This window comes from Blautia sp. An81 (assembly GCF_002161285.1).
In the GTDB taxonomy this organism is placed as follows: Bacteria; Bacillota; Clostridia; order Lachnospirales; family Lachnospiraceae; genus Blautia; species Blautia ornithocaccae.
The window spans coordinates 1-9,582 of the sequence record NZ_NFHH01000051.1; the positions used below are offsets into that span (position 1 = coordinate 1).

At 36.3% G+C, this 9,582-nt stretch carries 4 protein-coding genes; all 4 read right to left on the reverse strand.

All coding sequences use genetic code 11. The features are described 5' to 3' along the window. Nucleotides 1–522 precede the first annotated feature (522 nt). The 4 genes from B5G33_RS20530 to B5G33_RS20545 are packed head-to-tail and all read right to left on the reverse strand — an operon-like array spanning nucleotide 523 to nucleotide 9,443. The gene (locus tag B5G33_RS20530; RefSeq protein WP_087418936.1) at nucleotides 523–4,221 is read right to left on the reverse strand and encodes a hypothetical protein; all 3,699 of its coding nucleotides are present in this window, start codon (nucleotides 4,219–4,221) and stop codon (nucleotides 523–525) included. Between the two features lie 14 nt (nucleotides 4,222–4,235). After that, entirely contained in the window at nucleotides 4,236–7,541 is a 3,306-nt protein-coding gene (locus B5G33_RS20535; protein WP_087418937.1) for a DEAD/DEAH box helicase family protein, read from the reverse strand. 1 nt (nucleotide 7,542) lies between these two features. Next, on the reverse strand, nucleotides 7,543–8,379 hold the full coding sequence (locus tag B5G33_RS20540) for a hypothetical protein (RefSeq protein WP_204247447.1): 837 nt from the start codon (nucleotides 8,377–8,379) through the stop codon (nucleotides 7,543–7,545). Then, nucleotides 8,376–9,443, reverse strand: coding sequence for a restriction endonuclease subunit S (locus B5G33_RS20545; protein WP_087418939.1), 1,068 nt, complete (start codon nucleotides 9,441–9,443; stop codon nucleotides 8,376–8,378). Before B5G33_RS20545 ends, B5G33_RS20540 begins: the two co-directional genes overlap by 4 nt. Nucleotides 9,444–9,582: the final 139 nt, after the last annotated feature.

Genomic DNA, 9,582 nt, shown 5'->3' on the forward strand with positions numbered 1-9,582 from the left:
ATCAGGCTTATATTCTGCCCCGTACTGGAAGAGCACATAGGAAGATCCGCCCTTAGCCTTGGTCAGGATTTTCCCTTTTTCCGAGGGGATCTGGACAACGAAATTGTAGTACATGCAGTTCCTCCTTTTTAGTGTAACCGTTACACTAAAATTATATCACTAAATCGGAGGTTTGGCAAGCAAAAATCGCGTAAAATAAGGCTTTAAGCGACTTTTTACGTTCAAAACAGAACTTTAGTGTAACTCGCATGCAAAGTTAGCAGTATTATATCAGAGAAGGGACAAAAAGCGAAGATTTTATTTGAAATTTATCAAAAAATTCCTATTATCTCATGGCAAAGACTATTCCGATAAACCGAAGGTATCCCGCGGAGTATTGATGATATCTGCTTCCTGTCCCCCTACAGATTTATAACATTCTGCTATATTCTTTTTATTTCTAATCGCAACAAATTTGCCTAATTCTATATCTTCTCCCTATGTGTCTTTTATATGAAAAAGGCACAGCTTCATTACTTCACCTTATGCATAATCTGCATTCTCAAGATACTCTCTCAATTCCACTTCTTCTTGATATTTTTCAAGGCTCCGCCGTCGTTCCTCAAGGTATTTTCTATGATCTATATAATCAGTTCCCTTTAGGCTATCCTTTAAGGATTGGAGAAACTCAATTTTTTCAAGAATAAGTGGAACCTCACTTCCTGACCAAGAATAAGATAATGGAAATAGGTTAAGTTTCTCAAAATCCTCCAGCTTCTTATTCTCTTTTAGAAATTCGCGAATATACTCTAGCTTCCATTCCGGCAAAACTGTCACAACCACATTAACAAGATTTTTACATTTCTCGACATCCATACTTCTTTTGTGAAGTTTATCAAACAACCACAATTTCTTTCGCTCAAGTACATCCCCATCCTTCGACTTCGCAAATAATAATCTTGCAGGTTCCTCTATCAAAAATCCAATGTCATCATCTACGAGAACATTATACGCATAGTCAACGCACTCTTTCCACTTTTCAACAGTCCATATCAACTCAAAAATCCTTTGTTCATAACCGTCTCGATGAATATTATCCTTAGCCCAGTCCACATACTCATTCCATATTGTAGGTCGTTGTTCAAATATTTTTATGAAAAGTTTTCCATCATAATCCACATGATTACTATTCTCGATTGCATTCATGTAAATACTTGTTAACGCATCTAAATCATTTCTGAAGAAATGAAGGATAATCTCAACCTCTTCGTCATAATATACATATCCTAAAAAAGCAGCTGAAATCTTAGGGCAATTTACAATTACCTCAATGACCTTGTCCTTGAGTTTTCGATCTCTTTCACCATACCGGTTCATTACTTGTACCGTAGGAACCATAGGACTGCCTTCAACAAGATTGTTGAGCACAAATTCTTTGTAATCATTAACTACCTTTTCATCGATGCTTTCTTCTGGTAAGCATTCCCAGATAATAGACAGCCAGTTGTCCTTCTTATCGAACACTTTGCCACTCACTAAATCTAGTGTTGCCTCATATCCGATATGATCAAGTAAATATTTTATCTGACGATATCCGCTTAACTTAAGTGGTGTATTTTCGTCCAAGTATTCAGTGATTATATCTATATATAAGTCACTATTATCTTCTAGGAGTTCAAAGATGCAATCCAGACCAGCATTTAAAGACCAAAGATCTCTTTCATTCACAGTTTTTTCTAAGAAATGACATGATGCAAATAGTCTTCGATAATCAGCTAGTGTGTATGAACTGATTTCTTTTGAGATAAAATTCTTTTGTATTTTCTTATCTTCTTTTATCGTTCTTCCAATCACATGCTCACAAGTCAGCATCTTATATATCTTATATTCCGAATTATTTTTGGAAATCAGATAGCGATCATCGATTGTTACTCCAATTTGCTCGGCTACCTTTTTATATCTTGCTACAATCTTTGCATCAAAGAAGTCAGGCTTATCTTTGTCTATAACGTTTTCATAAATAACATCAAAATCTGATTGTAAATATTTCTTGGAATCTTCTTCATTGAGCCCATTGAAATGAACTCCTTCAAGAATGCTATTAACAATGTTACGATAGTCTTCATTCTTTCTTAAAATAGCCAAATTCTTCCATATTCTTGTTCTGATAGTAGCTATCTCTTCAGTAAATCCAAGAGTCATTCTTACAAAATTGACAGACCTACTGTTTCTGACTTCTTCAGTAAATGATATCTCAGTTTTTAAGGCACATTCAGAGATTTGCAAGTATAAAATACTGTTATTATAATTTGCGCCTTCTTCCGTAACGCACCATAACTTATCTAACAGGCGTAATTCATGAATATACTTATTTCTCCATGAATATTTGTCATATAATAAACGCTCGCTTAGAACGAAATAGAAATCCATTATCAAATCAGGTCTTTTCGTAAAATACACCATTAAAAGATCTACTGCGTCCTCAAAATTATCTGTATACTTATAACCTCCCAATATTTCTATCTCTTTAGTAGAGATCTTGTGATAATTCTTTTTACTACTGATATCGTAATTACGCAAATCAAAAGCCACAGATTGCTCTTGGTCTATGTGCTTCTTTATCATGGAAAGTGCCCTATCAGGATCAACTCTATAGAAAGACTCAAGATATTCCATTTCTTGCCCAGTTGGTGCATTTTCCCAAGCAGAAATAATTGAGTTTTCCACATATTTTGACAATTCTTTGGAGTCAAATATTTCCATTAAAGTATTAAGAACATATATGACCTTATTTCTATAATTTGGAAATCCAATAGAAATTAGGCTTTCCACACTTATCCATTTCTTTTCAAATAAAACATAGTACATTATATAGTTGCCAAGACTTTGATCCGATATCTTGGTTATCTCATTTTTAAACCAATCGACTAATTCCAAGGAATACAGATTTTCTACTATATCCTTTTCAACAATCTCGTTACCATACGACTCCTTCAAAATATTAAACAGCTGATTTTCTACGCCTTTCACAGGTCCCGCTACAGCGATAAAAAAAAGCATCATAATATCATCTTTGGTTAGCTTAGCATCATCAATAACTCGACCGTAATAATTTTTGAAAATATCTTCAGCATTTCTTATTGCCTGATATCCATCATCAACAGACCTAATCCCAGCAAGAAATGCAAGTCTTATATTTCCATTGGCAATCTCTGTAATCTTTCTAAGATAATCAGAATTCAAAATTCCAAGATCCTTTTTCAAAATGTCTTTTATTTCATCATCTTTAAATCGTTCAATTTCAATAATATTAGGTTGTACATACTTCGATACCGAACTGATTACCCTGTCCCGAGCATAATCTCGCACTGTAATAAGAACTTTGACCTCATAATCTCCTGATAAAGTTAAAATTGTATTAAGCACATTGTCTAAACTCGCCACCATATTAGCATCATCAAAAAAGATTAGATATTTTCCCGGATCAGAAATATAGTACTTAATATCTTCATATAACAGATTTCCATTGCTTTTGATACAGTAAACTTTTACCTCTTCCTCGTCCTTTTTTCGACAAACTTCTAAAGCCAATCTTGTCTTTCCAATTCCAGATGGCCCAGTCAATATAGTAACCTTGTTATCATTAACACTGTTATAAGTCTCACTGATTTCAGACTCTCGATGAAGGAATTCACAATCAAGCGGCGCATTGATGCCATTAGCATCATATGCTTTAACAAAATCCTCAACGTCAAAAAACTGATTCGTATCAATTTGGATGCCAAGCTCATCCTTTGCAATATGGGGATAGATTAATGCTAAATCGTGTGAAAGAGTATCAATTCCAATAAGCTCCACCGCTACCCCTTCTATAGATTCCTTAATGCTGTCGAATTGCTCAATACTAATATTGGTAGAACAGTGACCGCAAATAATTTTTTCGATTTTATCCTTGGGTAGTGACAATTTTGCTTTATCAAAACATGATAAGATATCATCCCGTATTTTCTTTGCTGGTTGCGAACTCACGCTTCCATAGTTAATTAAGATATATTTTCCATCGTCAGTCAGAACATAAGAGTCCGGTGTGCCTTTTGTCGGTTTATTGGTAGCAGTCTGCACTCCAAGCGTTTGAATATTCTTGAATTTATATTTTTTGTATAGATATTCATCAAACAATTTTTGAAAGGCACCGCCTTCCAATTGCATAATTGCACTTTGTATAAGATTTACATTACTCAATACTTCACCCCTTTCTACGCCACCTTCGCATTATCGTTTATCCCTTCAATAACCTTTCTTATCCCCATCCATACATTCAAATCAGTAAAGATATCCACAACACTTCCCTGATCTGTGAACGGTGGTTCCTGTAGCACAGAAAAATCCTTCATCAAACCATTATGTACGATATATTCCACAATCTGATTCACAAAGTAAATCTGTCTGCTATCCAGATTGGCTTCATTCAGGTATTCAGAAAATGCTTCTTTAGCAGCGTTCATATCCAAACCCACGATCTCACGGACGAATTCTCCAAGAGGCTTGTCCCCATATTCTGCTTCATATTCATCTTTCGTTCCCAGATCACTCCACAGAATTTTTTCCAATGTTTTAATATCATCCTGAGTCATTGGCTTATTCTTTTTCAGTTTCGTGATGACAAGATCATCCTGGTGCTGGCGGACATAATATTCTGCCTTTGCCTTATAGTTCTTCAGATCATCGTTCTCCAGTTCCGACTCTTTCCATTCAATGGACAGAATATCATCCTCGAAATTCGTGTCATAACGTACTTTCTTTTTAGTAAGATACTTCATCAGATCACGAAGACTTTCCCGAATATGTTCAAATTCATTGATTCCAGCACGATCCAGATAATCCGTATGGAGAATCTGATTAATCAGCTCTGCCTGCACCATAATTTCTGGTATGTTTGCTACCGTAGAAATCGCACTCACTTTTTTCAACAGATCACTCCGAGCTTTTCCATATTTTTTTCCGATTAAATATGCCAACTCTATGCCATACATCAGCGCATCAAACCGAACTGCACTTGCCTCATCTCCATCCGGCAGAATCAGAGGCGCCAGCTCTTCCCTTACAAGCAGCGTATCCTCATAACTCAGAATCTGATAGTTGGACTGATCGGAATACAGATCCACATATTTTAAGTGCTGACGAACTGCAAAGTTATCTCTAATCCGATTCAATTCCTGCACTTTTTCACTCATATGCTGTATCAATGCATTCCGGTAAGCAATCAATCGTTCTGTCTGATATTCCATATCCTGCAGTTTGTAAGTGATCTGAAATTCCAGATTAAAAATTGCTCCCTGCAGTGCCATCATATTAGCGGTTGCCTTTCCTTTGTTCATGCGGAAAAACTCAAAATTGCCACAAAAATCGAAAATATAAAATTTCTGCTTGTCCTCTCCATCCAACAATCCGGGGCACAGGCGTGTTCCTCGTCCAATCATCTGCCAGAATTTTGCTTTACTCATGACTTTCTTGAAAAAGACAAGATTCAATACTTCCGGCACATCGATTCCTGTGTCCAGCATATCTACGGAAATTGCAATCTGAGGAAGTTTATTTGGCTCTGAAAATTCATCAATAGCACTCTGGGCATAAGTCATATAATTATCAATGACTTTCGCATATCCCGGAAGATTCGGATATTCTTTCCCGAAAATCTCCAGAATCTTTTCTGCATGATCGTGATTCTTGGCAAAGATAATCGTCTTCCCTAAAGTTTCTCCATAATTGATACGAATCCCTTTGGTCATAAGAATATGCAGAACCTTCTTTATGGTATCTTCATTAAACAGCCAGGAATTCAATGCAGAAGAACTGATTTTTTCAGGAAGTTCTCCGTTCTCGTCTTCAAATGTAGCTTCATAAGCTTCCTTGTCTTCTTCTGATAATTCATCATACACAATTCCCTCTTCAATAAATTTCAAAGAAGATTCTACGGAAAGGAAATCTACCAGATAACCGTCTTTGACAGCCTGTGCCAGTTCATACCCATATGTAGGCACACCATTTTCCAGTTCAAAAATATTGTAGGTATTCTTATCAATTTCGTCCTTTGGCGTAGCTGTCAAGCCTACCAGTGGCGCATCAAAATAGGTAAAAATATCTTTATATTTATTATAAATAGACCGATGGGCTTCATCACAGATTACCAGATCGAAATGTCCGCAGGTAAACAGTTTTCCCTCCTCATCCTTTACAGAATCAATACAATTCATCATGGTCTGATAAGTAGAGAAAACACAATGAGCCTGATAATTATCCTTTTCCTCGCATAGATTAGTCACAGATAAATCCGGAAGAAGATTCACAAAACTTCGTTTTGCCTGTGTAACCAGAGAATTTCGATCTGCTAGGAACAGGATATTCTTTACCCAGCTATGCTGCAGCAATACATCACACAAGGAAATAACCGTTCTTGTTTTCCCGGAACCCGTCGCCATAACTAACAATGCTTTCCTACGATTCTTATTTCCAAAGCTGTCACAGACTGCCTTAACCGCACCTTCCTGATAATACCGTCCCGCAATATTCTTATCTACAGTAATATGCTTCAGACTTGTCTTCATAGACTGCAGATTGAACCACTTTTCCAGATCCCGTTTGGAATAGATCATAGATACTTTTCGTTCCGGATACTGCCCGTCATCAATCCTCGTATCAAATCCATTGGTCAATAAAATAACCGGTCTTCTGCCGTACTGTTTTTCCAGAATATCTGCATATAGCCTTGCCTGCTGTCGTCCTTTTGCCACGTCTACACAGGTACGTTTTGCCTCAATTACCGCAAGCGGTCTATGAGCATCATCATAGAGCACATAATCTGCATATCCCACCTCTGATTTATTTGGCATTCCCGGAAGTTCTACTTCATTGATCCAGTTTTTCCCTTCCGTCCATCCTGCATCCGTCAGCATGGTATCTATGTAAATCTTTCTTGTCTTATATTCGGATAAATCAAGAGGTTTGGGTACATAGGTCTGTTGTTGTTCTTCACGTCTTGCAGTCAGTTGCTCTTTCAATGCCTGGTTTTCTGCAATGAGAGCTTTCAGATCAATTTCCTGATACTCAGGCAAGGAATACTCTGAAATTTCCGAGTCTTGTTCCAACAACTCTTTATTATAGGGCTTATACACATAATGCTTCGAATAACAGCAGGCAATAAAATCCAAAAAATAATACAGATTTTGTAAGCACAGGCACGCTACATCATAAGTTATTTTCTGTCCTCTATGGGCAACTTCATTCCCTCGAACTCTAATCAACTTCATTCTATTCCATAAGTCTGTATTATCAATCAAATTCCGAAACTCTTCTGTTCCCATCAGGCTAGCTAATGTGTCCTGATATGGCATGACAAGAGAATCATCCACAGAATACATCCATTTGATGGCAAACTCCATTGCCCGGCGGCAATTGATTACACTGGCCTCCATATCAATATGTAATAGTTTCTCAGCCGAAATGGCCACATCTGCGAAAGAATCAAATTGTGGTTCTTTCTTAAGGAAATCAAAGTTGGTCATGTTAATTCCTCCTATTTCCCCATATAGTTACCCTTACATAATCTTCCTGCGTATGAAGGATAGGATTTGGATATTTAATTAACTTATCCTCTTGTAGGGGCTCACGTAAATCAAAGGCATATACCTGATATTTTTCTTCTTGCACCCACTCATCTTCTATCAAAAAAACTCTTCCTTGCTTACGAACAAAGAAGAAAACATCCCAAATATGTGAGTACTCCTTCTGGATTCCCTTTATTATAGTTAAATCTTTCCACAATTGATATTCTTCTTTTACTAATTGATTTGTGTCAGACACCATTTTATTTACATACTCATTATCCTGATTTTTAAAAACATCGATATTATAGTCCAAATTAACCAACAATCCTTTAGTCTGACTACTTTTTGAAGTTGTAATATATCTGCCACTTCGTTTAGTTTTTTGTTCTATAAGCGAGAATAAATTTTCATGCAGACATGAAATGCTGGCCCTCTCTCTACTTTCTATAGGTAAATAGTCTCCGGCATAATAATTTGTTTTATATATTTGATTTTTTTCATCTTTCTTAATTTGTTTTTTCATTCTATGTTCAGTTACATACTTAGTATATTGAAATTTTTCTCCTATTTTCTCTCTTTTACTTGCAGACAAATCAAATTTTTCTATATATCCATTATCAAATTGATAATCTGGGGCATTATCTTTTGTTTTTTCCGGGGCATTTAAAGAGCAAATTACTTTTTTAAAATCTACCGAAGTCTCATTCATTACGCTAACTTCAAAGTTTTTCTTTAACATGGTCAGAAATTGCGTGTCCCTTTTATCCGCTTTACTTTGCATCCCTTGTTTCCTCACTTAAAATACTTTTGCATCAAAGAATCAAATAATTTTTGCATTTCATCTAATGCTTTCTGTATTACAACTTTTGATTTGTTGACTTGTTTAGCGAAGTCTGAGAACTGTCTCTGAGTTTCCATTATAGGTAACGGGATTCTGATTTTAACAAGATCCTTACTACGTATTCCCTGAGCTGTACCACCTGTTCTATACACATTAATATCTTTCCAAAACTGATCCGTCTGCATATATGCACATAAAAAAGCATTTTCAATCACACCTCTATGTCCCTTAATTGTGATTACACGCTGGCCCAATGCAAATTTCACAAGATAATCTGGCACCAAGCAAGTATTGCCAAATGTATGCCCCTCAGTGACAAACAGCACATCTCCTGGATACCCAAACCCTCTACGCATCCATTCATCATATGTTTCTTCTGTCACATACTCATCGACATTCTTAAAAAAACCTTTTCCAACTGATTTTGCATTAACCATACGTATTGTTCCTACTTCAGATAATTCGGGAGTCTTACCTCGGTAGTCCACAAAATCGGTATCATTGCCAAAAGTCCCATATGTACACTCCTCCAAATCAAACATCTCGGCAAATCGTGCTTTAATAAGTTCGTCTATCCCCTGAAGCTCCTGTTTTCTCATCTGAATAATTTGTTCGATTTTTGAAAGCTTATCTACGACTTTTTGCTGATTTTCCATTGATGGTAATTCTATTTCTATTTTTAATAGATCAGATTTAGTAAGGCTCGGTATTGTAACAGCCTTGTTTAATCTTTCAAAATCAAAATTCCGGCAGAAATAATAAAGGTATCTTGGCAGTAATACTTCTCTTTTTGCCGATAGTCCAAAGGCAGTATCGACATTCCAAAATGGTTCTTCGACAAAAATTGGATTGTTTATATTTCCTTTTCTCCCTATAATCACTGTATCTGCTTCGCAAATATAATCATCGGCATATCCCATTATTCCGCCACTTCCATAGATAGGGTATTTCCCATTCGGGTTCTCAACATTTTTTTGATTACGCCCATTTCTTATTTCAAGTACATCATTAAATATCATAAAGCATCCCTACAAATCCTAATTGAACAAAATCGCTGCGCGATGGCCTGCCAAGGCTGTGGCATAGCGATTTTCTGTTTTCTATAACAAAAGCAGTAGAAAGCAAGTCCTAAAAGTAGTATTGTTAAGTCACCACAAC